At 63.9% G+C, this 16,029-nt stretch carries 10 protein-coding genes; 4 read left to right on the top strand and 6 right to left on the bottom strand.

What is annotated here, in order from left to right; genetic code table 11:
• Positions 1-159: 159 nt before the first annotated feature.
• The 3 genes from BT122_RS09605 to BT122_RS09595 all read right to left on the bottom strand — a co-directional run bounded on the left by BT122_RS09605 (position 160) and on the right by BT122_RS09595 (position 7,402).
• Positions 160-1,164, bottom strand: coding sequence for a DMT family transporter (locus BT122_RS09605; RefSeq protein WP_218161980.1), 1,005 nt, complete (start codon positions 1,162-1,164; stop codon positions 160-162).
• 300 nt (positions 1,165-1,464) lie between these two features.
• Positions 1,465-5,211, bottom strand: a complete 3,747-nt coding sequence (locus tag BT122_RS09600; RefSeq protein WP_072355706.1) for a phosphoribosylformylglycinamidine synthase — start codon at positions 5,209-5,211, stop codon at positions 1,465-1,467.
• A 529-nt stretch (positions 5,212-5,740) separates the two neighbouring features.
• The gene (locus BT122_RS09595) at positions 5,741-7,402 is read right to left on the bottom strand and encodes a putative manganese-dependent inorganic diphosphatase (protein WP_059054979.1); all 1,662 of its coding nucleotides are present in this window, start codon (positions 7,400-7,402) and stop codon (positions 5,741-5,743) included.
• A gap of 318 nt (positions 7,403-7,720) precedes the next feature.
• On the opposite strand from BT122_RS09595, the gene ettA reads away from it, so the two are divergent.
• Together ettA and BT122_RS09585 are read left to right on the top strand one after the other, a co-directional pair.
• The gene (ettA, locus tag BT122_RS09590; protein ID WP_059054980.1) at positions 7,721-9,400 is read left to right on the top strand and encodes an energy-dependent translational throttle protein EttA; all 1,680 of its coding nucleotides are present in this window, start codon (positions 7,721-7,723) and stop codon (positions 9,398-9,400) included.
• Between the two features lie 168 nt (positions 9,401-9,568).
• Positions 9,569-10,549, top strand: a complete 981-nt coding sequence (locus BT122_RS09585) for an L-lactate dehydrogenase (protein WP_072355705.1) — start codon at positions 9,569-9,571, stop codon at positions 10,547-10,549.
• 301 nt (positions 10,550-10,850) lie between these two features.
• Here BT122_RS09585 and BT122_RS09580 read toward each other — a convergent pair whose 3' ends face one another.
• Complete coding sequence (locus BT122_RS09580; protein WP_072355704.1) at positions 10,851-12,224, bottom strand: glycosyltransferase; 1,374 nt, start codon at positions 12,222-12,224, stop codon at positions 10,851-10,853.
• 140 nt (positions 12,225-12,364) lie between these two features.
• Between BT122_RS09580 and BT122_RS09575 the strand changes: the two genes are divergently transcribed.
• Positions 12,365-13,792 carry an immunoglobulin-like domain-containing protein gene (locus tag BT122_RS09575; RefSeq protein ID WP_083432443.1) on the top strand — a complete coding sequence of 476 codons (1,428 nt, stop codon included), beginning with the start codon at positions 12,365-12,367 and terminating at the stop codon, positions 13,790-13,792.
• 205 nt (positions 13,793-13,997) lie between these two features.
• On the top strand, positions 13,998-14,363 hold the full coding sequence (locus tag BT122_RS10895) for a hypothetical protein (protein WP_153001590.1): 366 nt from the start codon (positions 13,998-14,000) through the stop codon (positions 14,361-14,363).
• Positions 14,364-14,391: 28 nt separating this feature from the next.
• Here the strand turns inward: BT122_RS10895 and BT122_RS11025 are convergent, their stop codons facing one another.
• Both BT122_RS11025 and BT122_RS09565 read right to left on the bottom strand, forming a co-directional pair.
• Positions 14,392-14,640, bottom strand: a complete 249-nt coding sequence (locus tag BT122_RS11025; protein ID WP_059054983.1) for a hypothetical protein — start codon at positions 14,638-14,640, stop codon at positions 14,392-14,394.
• A 317-nt stretch (positions 14,641-14,957) separates the two neighbouring features.
• On the bottom strand, positions 14,958-15,881 hold the full coding sequence (locus tag BT122_RS09565) for a DMT family transporter (protein WP_072355703.1): 924 nt from the start codon (positions 15,879-15,881) through the stop codon (positions 14,958-14,960).
• Positions 15,882-16,029: the final 148 nt, after the last annotated feature.

Below are 16,029 nucleotides of genomic sequence, written 5' to 3'. Positions count from 1 at the left end.
GTGCGTGTCCCCCAGAGAGTCGACGGTGGTGTTTCGCTGCCTATTTCCCTGTTGGCACTGAAGCCGGATGCGATTAGGGTGCATCAGTCCCTGCGGGTCTATGCCCCTGGTAGCCAGTTGCTTACTCACTTTCCGGCTTTTGCGGGCACTTTTGGGTTTTCAGTTTGCGCGCCTTGACTCGGAGCTGCCTTCGGTCTTCGCGCCCACGCGGTTAACTACCACAATGCCGGCGCTTACCAGCACCAACGCGCAGATGGAGCGCACGGGGTCAACCTGCTGGTACTCGCCGAGGAGCACTGCAGAAAGCACGAAGCCAAACACCGGGTTCATGAACCCATAGACCGAGATGCGCGAGACCGAGTTCACGGAAAGCAGGAGCGACCACACGCTGTACGCTGCAGCCGAGATGAACGCCATGTATGCGAGCAGCGCAATGGCGTTCGGTCCGGTGGGCGAAAGCGTCCCGCCGCCAGCCACGCCCATAGCCATGAGTCCAAGCCCGCCCACCACAAACTGCCATCCGCTGAGCAGCACCGGGTCCTGCCGTTTGGAAAGTCGCTGGATAAGGCAGGAGGACGTGGCCGAGCACAGCGTGCTCAGAAGAATCATGCCCTCGCCATCGGGCGAGAAGGAAAATGAGAAGCTGCCCAGGCCACCGCCAAGATTGATGAGAACAACACCCGCAAATCCCAGCAGGCAACCTGCCAGCTTTCTGCCGGTAAGCCGCTCTTGCCGAAACGCCAGCGCCGAAAGCAGGATGGCAAAGAAGTTGGCGCTTGCCTCGATGACCGAGCTCGTGGTTCCCGCGGCGTGTGCAAGTCCCAGATAGAAGAATGCGTACTGCCCAAATGTCTGGAAGAGCGCAAGCAAGCAGGTGGCACCAATATCCGTGCGCTTGGGCACCAGCGGGCGCCTTCTGGCAATGCTCACAAAGACGATGACCATCGCCCCGGCGAGAAGAAAGCGCGTTCCCGCAAAGAGCATCTGGGACGCGGTGTTGGTACCCGCGATGTCGAACAGCGCGTAGCCAATCTTGATGCACGGAAACGCCGACCCCCAGAGAAGGCAGCAGAACGCGGCCGCGAGCAGGGCTCCCCACGTGCTCGTAAGGAGGCGTTCCTGTCGCTCGCCCATGTGGAACACTGCGCTGTCTTCTCGTGCCATGCTGCTCCTCTCGCGTAGCCGGCGAACCAGTATACGCGGGACGGCTGCCGCTCGCAGGCAGTCGCAAGACGACGTGCCGCGCGAGGACAGCGGGGCAAATTCCGGACGTTCTGGAGCCGAGAAGCCCGGGAAAACGTCCAGATTTAGCCCCGCAGCCACCAGTAGCTTTGCTAGGTCGCTCCAGCAGGTAAGGAAGCGACCCCCGGGGAGGGCCTCAGCCCTTGTCCCCCAGGGGTCGTGGGTTTGATGTACTTCGACGCCTGGGGGACAAGGGCTGAGGCCCCACCTCCCTGGCTGCGCTTAAGCGAAGTAGCTCACACCGCCTTCGAACAGCGGCTGGTATGCGTTGCCGGGCACGTTCTTGTAGAGGCCCGCGCCACTGCGCTCGGTGTGGCCCATCTTGCCCAGCACGCGGCCGTCGGGCGAGGTGAGGCCCTCAACCGCCATGAAAGACCCGTTGGGGTTGGAGCGCAGGTTCATGGACGGCAGCCGGTCGGCGTTCACGTACTGCGTGGCGATCTGACCTGCCGCCTCAAGGCGCTCCAGCTCCTCGGTGGTGCACACAAAACGTCCCTCTCCGTGGCTGATTGCGATGTTGTGCACGTCGCCCACCTTGCACTTGGAGAGCCACGGCGAGATGGTCGACGCCACGCGCGTGCGCACGAGGCGGCTCTGGTGGCGCCCAATGGGGTTGAAGGTGAGGGTGGGGGAGTCCTCGCGCGCGTCCACGATGTCGCCGTAGGGAACGAGCCCCAGCTTGATGAGAGCCTGGAAGCCGTTGCAGACACCCAGCATGAGGCCGTCGCGCGCCTGGAGCAGGTCGCGAACCGCCTCGGTGACGGCGGGGTTGCGGAAGAATGCCACGATGAACTTGGCCGATCCGTCGGGCTCGTCGCCGCCGGAGAAGCCGCCGGGGATGAAGACGATCTGGCTCTCGCGGATGGCACGCACCATGGCGTCGACGCTCTCGGCGACGGCCTGCGGCGTGAGGTTGTTCACGATGACCGTCTTTGCCACGGCACCCACGCGCTCAAACGCCCGCGCTGAGTCGTATTCGCAGTTGTTGCCTGGGAAGACGGGAATCACCACGCGTGGCTTGGCATAGCTGGCGCCGGTCGTATGCCGCGTGGGCGTGACGCCGGCCTTCTCAGCGTCAAACGAGAGAGGCGCGCATGCCGGGCCATCGGCCTTGCCCAGGTACGGATACACGCCGGAGAGCGCATTCTCCCAGGGCTTCTGAAGGTCGTCCGGGATGGACATGCGCTCGCCGCAGGCGTAGAGCGCGTATTCTGCGAGCGTTTGGCCAAACGCCGCCACGGTCACGCCCTTTGGCACCTCGGGCAGGCTGGCATCCGGTGCAAGCTCGATCACAAAGCTGCCGTACGCGGGGTTGAGCAGTGCCTCCTGGGTGAACTCGGGGCGCACGCGCAGGCCAATGAAGTTGCCCACGCACATCTTGAACATGGCCTCGGCCATGCAGCCATAGCCCGGCGTGCTCACCGCGCGCGCGGCGCCGGAGCCAATAAGCTTCTCGACGTAGTCAAACGCGGCGAGAAGGGACTCCGCCGCGGGCGTGATGCCATCGTCGGCGTACTCCGGCACCACAACGATCACCTGGTCGTCGGCGTGCTTGAACTCCGGCGAGGTCACGCGGTCGACCTTGCCCAGGCCGGTGGCAAACGAGACGAGCGTGGGCGGCACGTCGAGGTCCTCGAACGAGCCGGACATGGAGTCCTTACCGCCAATGGAGCCAATGCCCAGGTCGAGTTGGGCCATGAGCGCACCGAGAAGTGCGGCCGTGGGCCTGCCCCAGCGCTTGGGGTCGTCGCGGAGCTTCTCGAAGTACTCCTGGAACGTGAGGTAGAAGTTCTTGTGCTCGAAGCCCATGGCCACAAGCTTGGAGACGGACTCAACAACGGCCAGGTAGGCGCCTGTGTACTCGTCCTCGCTCATGAGGTAGGGGTTGTAGCCCCACGCCATGCCCGAGCACGTGGTTGTCTCGCCGTCCACGGGGAGCTTCGCCGCCATGCCAAGCGCCGGCGTGAGCTGTGTTGTGCCGCCAAACGGCATGAGGACGGTCGCGGCGCCAATGGTGGAGTCGAACCTCTCGGCCAGACCCTTGTTGGATGCCACGTTGAGGTCGCTTACCAGCGATACCATCTTCTGAGCAAAGGTGTCGCCTGCCCACTCGTGGTGGTACTCGTGCGGCGCGCAGACGCGCACCGAGGTGGACTTGGGCGCGCCGTTGGACGAGAGGAACTCGCGGCTCACGTCCACGATGGTCTTGCCGCGCCAGGTCATGCGCAGGCGGGGCTCCTCGGTGACCTCTGCGACAACCGTGGCCTCGAGGTTCTCCTCGCGCGCGTAGCCCAGGAACTCGTCCACGTCCTCTGGGGCCAGCGCCACGGCCATGCGCTCCTGCGATTCGGAGATGGCAAGCTCGGTGCCGTCAAGGCCGTCGTACTTCTTGGGCACGCGGTCAAGGTCGATGAGAAGGCCGTCGGCAAGCTCGCCAATGGCAACCGAGACGCCGCCGGCGCCAAAGTCGTTGCAACGCTTGATGAGGCGGCACGCGTCGCCGCGACGGAAGAGGCGCTGCAGCTTGCGCTCGGTGGGGGCGTTGCCCTTCTGGACCTCGGCGCCGTCCTTCTCGAGCGACTCCACGTTGTGCGCCTTGGAGCTGCCCGTGGCGCCGCCGATGCCGTCGCGGCCGGTACGACCGCCGAGAAGCACGATCTTGTCGCCCGGGGCAGGGCACTCGCGGCGCACGTGGTCCGCAGGCGTGGCGCCCACCACGGCGCCGATCTCCATGCGCTTGGCCACGTAGCCGGGGTGGTAGAGCTCGGAGACCTGGCCGGTGGCAAGGCCGATCTGGTTTCCGTAGGAGGAGTAGCCAGCAGCAGCCGTGCGGCAGATCTTGCGCTGCGGGAGCTTACCGGGAAGCGTGGTCGACACCGGTGCCGTGGGGTCTGCCGCGCCGGTCACGCGCATGGCCTGGTACACGTAGCTGCGGCCCGAAAGTGGGTCGCGGATGGCGCCGCCAATGCAGGTGGCCGCGCCACCAAAGGGCTCGATCTCGGTGGGGTGGTTGTGCGTCTCGTTCTTGAAGAGGTAGAGCCAGTCCTCGTTGTGGCCGTTGACGTCGACCTTTGCCTTCACGGTGCAGGCGTTGATCTCCTCGGACTCGTCGAGACCGGTGAGCTGGCCCGTGTGCTTGAGCCACTTGGCTCCAATGGTGCCCATGTCCATGAGGCAGACGGGCTTGTTGTCGCGGCCAAGCTGGTGGCGTACATCCATGTAGCGGCGGAACGCGGCCGCTGCCTGGGTGTTGTCGAACTGGATGTCGGTGAGGGCGGTGCCAAAGGTGGTGTGGCGGCAGTGGTCGGACCAGTAGGTGTCGATCATGCGAATCTCGGTAATGGTGGGAACGCGGCCCTCGTGCGTAAAGTAGCTCTGGCAGAACTTGGCGTCTGCCACGTCCATGGCCAGGCCGCGGTCGCGCACAAAGTCCTCGATGCCCTTATCGTCCAGGTCGAGGAAGCCGTCCAGAACCTCGACGTCTGCGGGCTCCGGGTACGTGGTTGCGAGGGTCTCGCGCTTCTCGAGCGACGCCTCGCGCGCCTCGACCGGGTTGATTACGTAGTGCTTGATGGCTGTAAGGTCGTCGTCGGTGAGTTCGCCCTCTAGCACGTAGACCTTGGCGTTTCTCACCGTGGGACGCTCGCCCTGAGAGACGAGCTGGATGCACTCGGCCGCCGAGGCGTCGCGCATGTCAAACTGGCCGGGCAGGGACTCCACGGCAAAGACGCGCGCGCCCTCCGCAACCTCGGGCATCTCGCGCGTGGCGCGGTCGGTTTGGGGCTCGGAGAAGACAACGGGCACACACTGCTCGAAGAGCTCTTCGGAGATGCCTTCGACGTCGTAGCGGTTGATGATGCGCAGGCCTGTGAGCGACGAGATGCCCAGCATGTGCCGCAGCTCGTGGCTGAGCGCCCGCGCCTCCCCGTCGAATCCGTCCCTTTTCTCAACGTAGATGCGCGAGACCATCGAGGCCACCTTTCCTGCTGGGTGTTGGCAGAGTGCGCCGCGGGTGCGACGCCGAGAAGGACCGCCCACCATTCTACGGCAGCCGGAGCGCCGGCGCCGGAAGGTGGCGTTCCCGTCACACATTCGTTGCCGAACGCGTTACGGGGCGTCACGCATTGGGGGCTGAGAAAAACTGTGGCAGGTTCGACTTGCGCGGCTAAACCTCACACGTGAGGTTCGACTTGCGCGGCTAAACCTCACACGTGAGGTTCGACTTGCGCGGCTAAACCTCACACGTGATATTTCTTTTTTGATATATAACGACAAAAGCCCAGGTGAAGTTACGCGTACATCAAAGAAGAAACAACACGTGTGAGGTTGTGTGGCTTGCCCAGCATAGGGTTGGGTTGGCCTGTCTCCGGAGCGCGCGATCCTTGCTGATCGATGAGCCGCCTGGTGCCGAGAAGGACCTCGCGCCGAGAAAAGCAGCCGCCCCGGTCGCCAGCATGTCGGCGGCCGGGGCGGCATCAAGCGCGGGGGGCGAGAATTGCTAATCGTCCTCGTCGATCTTCTGGAGCGTTGCCATGATGGGCGGGATGATCTGCTTCTTGCGGCTCACAACGCCCTTGAGCAGCGCCATGCCGTCCTTGGGCGTGACGTCAAAGGCCTGCGCCACCACGTCCTCGGCGCCGTTGCCGTAGATCATGAGGTCGGTGCTCTGCGACTTAACGTCGGTGAACATGTAGAAGATCATGGGCAGCTCCTCGGCCTTGGCGGCCTCGGCGAGGAACGGCCGCACGAGGTTCTCGGCAGCCACGCGGCTGTTCTTTGTCATGTAGCTGCCCTGGCCCACGCCAAACTTGGCGTTGCCGCGGCTGAAGACCTTGAAGTCCTGGTGGAAGACCTCCTCGGCGGTGCGACCCGTGAGGTCGGCGCCGGCCTCGAACATCGAGTCGGCGTACGTCTCGATGTCCTCGCCGCAGATCTTGGCCAGCTCCTCGGCCGCGTGACGGTCCTTGGCCGTGCAGGTGGGGGAGCGGAACGTGAGCGTGTCGGAGAGAATGGCCGAGAGCATGAGGCCCGCAATGTTGGGCGGAATCTCCACGCCGGCCTCGGCGTAGGCGCTGTAGATGATCGTGCAGGTGCAGCCAACGGGCTCGGCGCGGTAGTAGACGGGCGCGTTTGTCTCGATGGTGCCAATGCGGTGGTGGTCGAGAATCTCCATGATCTCGGCCTGGTCAAGGCCGTCCACGGCCTGCGAGCGCTCGGAGTGGTCGACGAGAATGACGTGCTTGCGCTTGATGTTGATGAGGTTGGGCGAGCTCACCAGGCCAAAGTAGGAGCCGTCCTCGTCGATGACGGGGAAGAAGCGGTGACGCGACTTTGCCATGATCTTGCGCGCGTCGTCCACGGACGTGTTGACCGAGAACTGCAGGATGCCCTTGCGCAGCATCTTGGCGCGCACCGGCACGGACATGCCGATGAGGCGCGCAGCGGCGAAGGTGTCGTACGGCGTGGTGATGATGGTGCAGCCGTGGCGCTCGGCGGAGGCGATGACGCGCTTGGACACGTTGGCGCCGCAGCAGATGACCAGGCAGCCGGCGTCGCACTCGACGGCGAACTGCTGGGTCTCGTAGCGGTTGGTGACCAGCACGATGTCGCCGGCCTTGATGGTGTCCTCCATCATCTCGGGCGTGGTGCCCACCCGCACGTTGCCCTTGGTCACGCGGCCGTTGGGGTCGCCCAGAAGCAGCGTGCCGTTGAGCGTCTCGATGATGTTCTTGTAGGAGGTCTGCGCCTCGGAGAGCATGGCGGTGTCGAAGATGTCCATGTTCGCGTTGGCAACGTCCTTCACCGCGATGAGGCCTTCGAGGTGCTTGTCCTCATCGGTGATGCAGAGCGTATCCACCTTGGTGTCCTGCATCATGTTCCAGGCAGCGAAGAGGCTCATCTCGGCGTCGATGCCAGGCTGCTTTTGCACCACGATGTCCTTGATCTGCGGCGTCACCGAGGTGATGAGCGGCGGCTCCTCGAAGCCAAAGTGCTTGAGCACAAAAGCCGTCTCGCGGTTGATGGCGCCCGCGCGCCTGGCCTCGTAGATTGGCTCGTCAATCTGGTTCTTGAGGTAAGCGTAGGAAATGGCGGCGCAGATGCTGTCCGTGTCCGGATGCAGGTGGCCGATAACGTTGACCTTGCGGATTGCCTCTGGCATGAATCCCCCTCAGTTCTCTTTGCACCATGCCCGCCGTCAGAGCGGTCGCGGCCGTACAGGTGTATCCCATCCCCCTCGATTGTGCCACCGGTAGTAACAAAAAAGATGCACGCATGGGCGAAACCGCAGGTTTTGGGCATGCAACGGCATCCGATTGTGCACAAACGTTGAAGGGCGCGGCCCCGTGCGCCGCCGCCCGCGGGGTCGCCCACACGCCCTCCCGTAGAATGGGAGCATACACACGCCCGTGGCGAGTACTTCTCGCCGCATGCGGCACCCCTCACCCAAGGGCACGTTTGGCCCCAGACAGGAGCAGCAATGGCAGAGTTCGTGTACCAGATGTACAAGGCCCGCAAGGTCGTGGGCGAGAAGGTCATTCTCGACGACGTCACCGTGGGCGTCTATCCCGGTGCCAAGATCGGTGTGGTTGGCCCCAACGGCATGGGCAAGTCAACGCTTCTCAAGGTCATGGCCGGCCTCGAGGACGTCTCCAACGGCGAGGCCCGCCTCACGCCGGGCTACACGGTGGGGCTTCTGCAGCAGGAACCGCCCCTCGATGAGGACAAGACCGTGCGCGAGAACATCGAGATGGCCTTCTCGGACGTGATTGCCAAGGTCAACCGCTTCAACCAGATTGGCGAGGAGATGGCGAGCCCCGACGCGGACTTTGACGCCCTCATGGCCGAGATGGGCCGCCTCCAGGACGAGATCGACGCCGCCAATGGCTGGGACCTGGACTCCCAGCTCTCGCAGGCCATGGACGCCCTGCAGTGCCCCGACCCGGACGCCCCGGTGACCCAGCTCTCCGGTGGCGAGCGTCGCCGCGTGGCGCTGTGCCGCCTGCTGCTCGAGGCGCCTGACCTGCTCCTTCTCGACGAGCCCACCAACCACCTGGACGCCGAGAGCGTGCTGTGGCTCGAGCAGTTCCTGCACAACTATCCCGGTGCCGTCATGGCCGTCACGCACGATCGCTACTTCCTGAACGACGTTGCCGGCTGGATCTGCGAGGTGGACCGCGGCCAGCTCTACCCCTATGAGGGCAACTACTCCACCTACCTGGAGAAGAAGGCCGCCCGCCTGGAGGCAGAGGGTCGCGAGAACGCCAAGCGCGCCAAGAAGATGCGCTCAGAGCTCGAGTGGGTGCGCCAGAGCCCCAAGGCGCGCCAGGCCAAGAACCGCGCGCGCCTGGAGCGCTACGAGCAGATGGAGGCCGAGGCCAGGGCCACCAAGAAGCTCGACTTCTCCGAGATCCAGATTCCCGTGGGCCCGCGCCTGGGCGCCAAGGTGCTTACGGTGGAGCATCTCACCAAGGCGTTTGGCGACCGCATCCTTATCGACGACCTCTCCTTTGACCTGCCGCGCAACGGCATCGTGGGCGTGATTGGCCCCAACGGCGTGGGCAAGACCACGCTCTTCAAGATGATCGTTGGCCAGGAGCAGCCCTCCTCGGGCACGCTGGAGCTGGGCGAGACGGTCAAGCTCTCCTACGTGGACCAGATGCGCGCCGGCATCGACCCCAAGAAGAGCGTCTGGGAGGTTGTCTCGGACGGCAACGACTACATCACCGTGGGCGACACGGAGATTCCCAGCCGCGCCTACGTGGCGACCTTTGGCTTCAAGGGCACGGACCAGCAGAAGCCTGCCGGCGTGCTCTCCGGTGGCGAGAGGAACCGCCTGAACCTGGCCCTCACCCTTCGCCAGGGCGGAAACCTCCTCCTGCTGGACGAGCCCACGAACGACCTCGACACCGAGACGAGCGAGAGCCTGGAGGACGCCCTCGAGCGCTTCCCCGGCTGCTCGGTGGTCACGAGCCACGACCGCTGGTTCCTCGACCGCGTGGCCACGCACATCCTGGCCTGGGAGGGCACGGACGAGAACCCCGGCTGCTGGCACTGGTTCGAGGGCAACTTCGAGGCCTACCAGGCCGACCGCGAGCGTCGCCTGGGCCCGGAGGCGTCCAAGCCCCACCGCCTGCACCGCAAGCTCACCCGCGACTAATGAGACAAAGGGACTGTCCCTTTGTCTCATTCAGGGCGGTTCCCCGACTCATTCAAACAAGTCGGCGAGCGGACGGTCGCGAGGCCGCCCGCTCGCTTTCTAGTGACGTATCATTTCCCCTTGGTGAGTAGTTGCACAGTAGTTGTCCGTCCATCAAGGAGGAAAGCAATGCCTATTGAGAAGCCATTCCAGACGCGCAAGGTTGTCATTATCGGCGCCGGTCGCGTTGGCAGCCACGTTGCACTGTGCCTGATGTTTCGCCACCTCGTGAACGAGATCGTGTTTCTCGACGTGAACCGTGAGGCCGCAGAGGCCCAGGTCATGGACCTCGAGGACCTTGCCTCGGGCATGGGCGACTCGTTCACCATCCGCGTTGGTGACTACGCCGACTGCGCGGACGCCCACTTCATCGTCCTCACCGCCGGCCGCAGCCGCAGGCCCGGCGAGACGCGCCTCGACATGCTCGGCGGCACCATGAAGGTGCTCGAGGGCATCGTTGGCCCCGTGCGCGACTCCGGCTTCAACGGCATCGTGCTGAGCGTCTCCAACCCCGCCGACATTGTGACCGAGTACCTGTACCGCAACCTCGGCCTGCCGCGCGAGCACGTCTTTGGCACCGGCACCGCGCTCGACTCCGTGCGCCTGCGCCGCATCCTCTCCGGCATCATCGACGTCGACGCCAAGCAGATTCAGGCCTTCTGCATGGGCGAGCACGGCGACTCGTCGTTCATCCCCACCTCGCACGTGACCGTTGGCTCCATCTCGCTGCGCGAGTACCTTGCGATGGACCACCACTCCAACACCAACATCGACTTCGATGAGGTCAAGCGCATGGTCAAGGAGTCTGGCAGCAAGATTGTGGGCGGCAAGGGCTGCACCGAGTTTGGCATCGCCTCGGTTGTCGCCGAGATCATCACGGCCATCCTGCACAATGAGAAGCGCATGCTGCCCCTCTCGGTGCACCTTGAGGGCGAGTACGGCGAGAGTGGTATCTCCGCTGGTACGCCCTGCATCGTGGGCTCCAACGGTATCGACGCCGTGCTCGAGATTGACCTCTCTTACGACGAGCGCCGCGCGATGCGCAACTCGTGCTCCATCATCCGCGGGTACGTCGACCAGGTCATGCCCGAGACTCCCGCGCAGGAGTAGGGAAGGGCCTCCCGGCGCCTGGCGCTGCGCTGGAATGGCGCGTTGCGCCAGGTGCGCGGATACAGATTCGGCCCCGAATGTGTACCGCGCGCAGGTCGATACAGGTTCGGACGCCGAATGTGTGGCGCCAGGATACAGATTCGAACCCGAATGTGTAACGCGCGCAGGTCGATACACAATCGCATCCCGAATGTGTTGCAAACGGGCCGGCCGTGCGGGAATCCCGCGCGACCGGTCCGAACTTTGCGGGCGCCGAGAAGTGCTTCATCGAGAAGCACTTCGCCGAGAAGCGCCATCCGCCCTACGCCAGGGTGCGCCGGATGCTCTCGAGCGCCTTCCTCCGGTCGCTCCGGTAGCGGTTGGCCTCGTCCTCGCCCATGGACGAGCAGCGCACGCGGTCGCAGTCGCGCAGCGCCTGCGCGATCGCCTCCATCACGGGCCGGGCCTGCTCGGTCGGCTCGACCACCAGGAGCTTGGTCCTTGTCGTACCGGGGATGCCCGCCGTGCTTGCAACGCCGTCGGCGGCAACCGCCTCGCCGTCCGCATCCGTGCGCTCCACACGCATCTCCACGGTTATCAGGCGCTTCGACTGCAGCCGCTGCAGCGTGCGCGCCAGCTGCGGCGAGGAGAGTCCGCAGTAGTCCGCCAGCTCCTCTCTGCCCGAGAAGACCGTCCCCAGCCGCACGAAGCCAAGGAGCCGCACGTCGCGGGGGGTAAGGTCGAACTGCGCGGCCACAAGCTCCAGGTTCCTCTCGACGAGCTTCTCCTCGAAGTACAGGCCGAGAAGCGCGTCCTCCTGCATCTCGGGATTCACGAAGACGGGCACGCGCTCCTCGCCCAGCTTGGCCGAGCGCTGCCACGGCATGATGTCGCCGTCGCCGGCGGACTCGATGTAGAAGCGGTAGATGTCGGGACGGCGCGCGCGGTAGTCCTCCTCGTCGAAGACCTGCTTGTAGAAGTCGTTGTAGTACTCGATCACATTGAGCTTCATCTGGACGACCTTGGCGGGGTTGGCGCCCTGGCTGGCCAGCGAGCCCTTGGTCCGCACGTAGTAGTAGACGGGGACCTGCAGCGGGTAGATGCGCTTGCAGTGCAGCTCGTACTCCATGTTGAAGATGAAGTCCTCGCACCAGCTGAGCGTGACGTCCATGCGCAGCTGGTACTTCTCGATGATGTCGCGGCGGTAGAGCTTGTTCCACACAACGCCAAAGTAGAAGTCCGAGGGGTTCTGGATCATGTAGTCGCCAAACTCCTCGCGCGAGAGGACGCCCTCGGCGTCGATGTCGCCCTTGCGCGAGACCTTGCTGCCAATCACGCGGTAGAAGTCCGCGATGACCATGTCGCAGTCGTTGTCCTCCATGGCGCGCACGAGAAGGCGCGTGGCCTCGGGGGCAATCCAGTCATCCGAGTCGAGAAACTGCACGTACTCGCCTTGCGCGGCGTCTAGCGCCTTGTTGCGCGTGTCCGAGACGCCGGAGTTCTCCTTGTGGAGCACGCGCACGCGGCTGTCCTTCTCGGCGTATTCGTCACAAAGGGCGGGCGAGGAGTCCGTGCTGCCGTCGTCTGCAAGGATGAGCTCGAAGTCGCGGTACTCCTGCCCCAGGATGCTGTCGACGCACCTGCGCAGCGTCTCTTGGGCGTTGAAGACGGGAACGATGATGCTTACCTTGGGCATGGCGCCCCTCTCGACGAGACCGTTGCGTGGTGTGCGCCCCGTGGCGGGCGCGCGGGCTTCAATTGTAGACTACGGGCTTTGCTATCCTTTAAGGTCGAGAAGGCCGTGTTGGGCGGTCTCAATCGGATTGGTGATGGCTCATGGCAAACAGGGAGAACAACTACAGGGGCCGCGTCGAGCGTGACGACATTCGCGTTTCGCGCTACGTGCCAGAGGATCCGGTCGAGAAGGTCGCCGGCACCGGTTCCGCGAGCGACGTCCAGAGGCGCGTGCAGCAGCGCGGGCAGCATCGTCGCCAGCCGGCAGGTGACGTGCGCGTGCTGCGCCCCGGGGACGGGTATCGCACGCAGCCTCCCGCCAGGGCCGAGCAAGCCCGTGCGTACGCCGAGCGTCACCGCAAGGAGCAGCGCTCCCGTGCCGTGCGCCGTGGAGTCATTATCGCCGTTGCCTGCGTAGCCGCGCTTGTCATTGGTATTGTGGTTGCCCGTGGAGGAGCGGGGCTGGCGCTGCCGTCCCTTGGCGGCTCTGGAAGCGGCGATGCTTCCGCTACACAGGGCGAGCAGGGAACGGATTCCTCGCAGGATGCGGGACAGGCCGCACAGGCCACTGTTCTCGAGAATGACGGCAGCATCGTGATGACGCTGGGGGGCAGCGCGGACACCTACGTCAAGCGGGGCGAGGATTACGTGGACGGCGGCTGCTACGCGCACGACCGCACCGACGGCATGATTACGGACAAGGTCACTGCCACGGGCGAGGTCGACACCTCGACACTTGGGGACTACACCGTTACCTATACCGTCGAAGACTCCGCTGGCATGGTGGCCACGGCCACTCGCACCGTCCACGTGGTGGATGACGTTGATGGAGGCTGGGATAGTGACGGCATTTCGGTCTTCATGTACCACGACGTCTACGATGCGGCAAACCCTCCCGAGGGTGCCTCCGAGGATCAGAACCTTATTTCCACCACCCTGCTTGGCCAGCAGCTCTCTTGGCTCAACGAGAATGGCTACTACTTCCCGTCCTGGGCCGAGATACGCGCGTACATTGACGGTGGCCACTCGCTGCCGGCAAAGTCGGTGGTGCTCACCTTCGACGACGGATCCGATGGTTTTCTCACCTATGCGATTCCCCTGCTTGAGAGCCACAAGATTCCCGCGACCTCGTTTGTCATCTGCAGCGACAGCGACATTCAGGATAAGCTTTCGAACTACGCCAGCCCGTACGTCGACTTCCAGTCGCACTCGTACGACCTGCACCGCGCGGGTACCTCGGGCAAGGGCCATGGTGGGCGCATCTACGACCTTACCTCTGCCGAGATCTCCGAGGACCTCAAGCAGTCCGCGGATATTCTCAAGACGAGCGACGCATTTGCGTATCCGTACGGCGACGTCTCCGACGCTGCACCTTCCGGGGTCAAGCAGTCGGGCTTCCTGCTCGCCTTTACCACGCAGTATGGGCAGGTGCATGTGGGCGACGACCCCACGCAGCTCAAGCGCATGCGTGTGTTTGGCACCTATGAGCTTGGCAGCTTCGAGTACCAGGCGGCTCATGGCGTAGGGTAGGGTGTGCGGTATGGCACGTGGCCGGCTGCCCGAGTGGGACGGCCGGCCGCTTGGCTTGGCCTCAAGGTATTTGTCTGCGAGCCGTAGGTTGCGTGGTGGCGGTTTGTCTCGCCGCCTTTCCCGGTATCATCACTGTGCAGATGGTGCGCTTGTTTTGGCGCGCCACATAGATGGGGCCAGCTGCCCCGAGGGGCGGGGGTCTCTTATGGCTTTGTTCGACAGGAAATCAAAGGGTGCGCGCTCGGCATCTGGTGCTGTGCACGTTCCTCCAACGGCATCGCGCCATGATGGCAATACGGCAGATCGCGACGGCCGGCGGCGGCGCGTGGCAAGCGTGACACCTGCATCGCCGGTTTCTCCGGCTGCGGCCCCCGCAGGGCATGGTTCATCTGCGCCTACGTATGAGACGGGCAGCTACGGCGCCATTGACGCACGCGATGCAGAGGCGCAGGTCTACGCAAGGCGCCGTCGCGAGCAGGCGCGGCGCGATACCCTGAGGGTTGTGGCAATCGTTGCGGTAGCCGTGGTCGTACTTGTTGTCGTGCTGGTGATTTCCGGACTGCTGGGATAGGGCGCTGTCCGTTTGAGGAGCTTCTTGGCTAGTGGTGGTACTTGGGCAAGGAGCTTGCCGCAGAGGGGGATGCGATGAACATCTGCGACACGGCGGCGATGGCAACTATAACCAGAGCACAAGCCACAATGATAAGCAGTACGTAGATAAGGGTGCGGCTGTCGATGTGGCCAACGTTAGCCATCAGGTTGGAGAGGCGCGAAGGCTTGCGTGAGCTGGAAGTCGAGGGAGTATTGCCCTTCTCGGCATGTGTCCTGTCTTCTGTCCCAAGCCCCATCGCGATTCCCTCATCCCAATTCGCGCCTCTCAAGACAATTAAGTATGAGCCAACTTAGCTTTCAGCTGCCTTGTCTTTCAAGTTCTCTTGGGAATCTCACGGAGCTTGAGGTGTAGGGGGATTGACAATCCGACCACGTGCCCACCGGCGCTATATGCGTCCTCGGTGTGGTGGGCGTCCAAATTATCGCGCGAAAAATCAGACCAGGAGAACGTTTCCGCAGTTGAGCAAAATGCGAGCAGAAATATCGTTCAATAATTGGCTGCGAGGCCCTGTGCTGCGATGTCCTAGGCTGCGAGGCCCTGTGCTGCGAGGCCCTAGGCTGCGAGATTGCCGGCAGAACGGCTCCCCGCAAGGCGACGGCTGGTCTTCTCGGCGCCACGGCGCTTGCCGGCGACCTCGCAGAAGATGGCACCACCCAGGATAAACACCGTACCGGCAACGTTCGCGGGCGTGAGTGCCTCGCCAAGAATGAGCGCCGAGAGGATCACGGCAGAGAGCGGCTCGAGGTAGCCCCACACCGAGACGCGCTGCACAGGCAGCTGACCCATGGCGGAGAAGTACAGGTAGCAACCAAGGCCCGTGTTCACGAGGCCAAGGCAGAGAATGGCGGGCCAGTTCGCCGAGAGGGGCACGGCCAGCTCGGAGCCATGGGCGACAAGCGCAAACACGGCAACGGCGGCAAAGCTCGCAACCAGCTGGATTGCAGAGGCCTCAATACCGACTACGGCGTTGGATGCGCGCTTGCTGCAGATGACCATCACCGCGTACATGACGGCCGACATGCCACCGCACACAAGCCCCCATGGCGAGAGCGCCACGCCTTTGCCCTGCGCCACTACGAGAAACGCACCGCAGATAACGGCCGCAAAGCCCAGCAGCTTGGCGGGGGTGAGTCGCTCGTGGAAGAGGACCGGCGAGAGCGCCATCACGATGACCGGCCCACAGTAGTAGGCAAGAGACGCAATGCCCACGCCAATGAGCTTGTATGCCTCAAAGAGGAAGATCCAACCCACGCCTAGCGCCGCGCCGGATGCGGCAAGGTAGGCGGCGTCGCGCGGGTGGTCGAGAAACGCAGGACGCTTGCGGGCGCCCAGCACGATGAGGGCAAGCAGCGTGCCGCCAAGCAGGGTGCGGAGCAGGACGATCTGCCAGCTGGGAAGCGAGATCTGGCTAGCAATGATGCCGTTCGAGCCAAAGACGAGCAGTGACAGCAGGTACTTCCTCGACGCGCGCGACATGCATGACCTCCCATGGCCCCTCAATTTCCTCAAACACTTTCGCAGAATGTGTATGCTGATAAAAGCGAATGTTTATCATGAGATATATGATGATTCGTCATGCAATCGGTGTCAGCGGCTTGCAGCGCCGCACCGTGTGCCGCAAGGG

The sequence above is a fragment of the Olsenella sp. kh2p3 genome (assembly GCA_900119625.1).
Taxonomy (GTDB): domain Bacteria; phylum Actinomycetota; class Coriobacteriia; order Coriobacteriales; family Atopobiaceae; genus Tractidigestivibacter.
The sequence above is the reverse complement of the archived record's forward strand: the minus strand, read 5'-3'. Positions and strand labels throughout refer to the sequence as shown.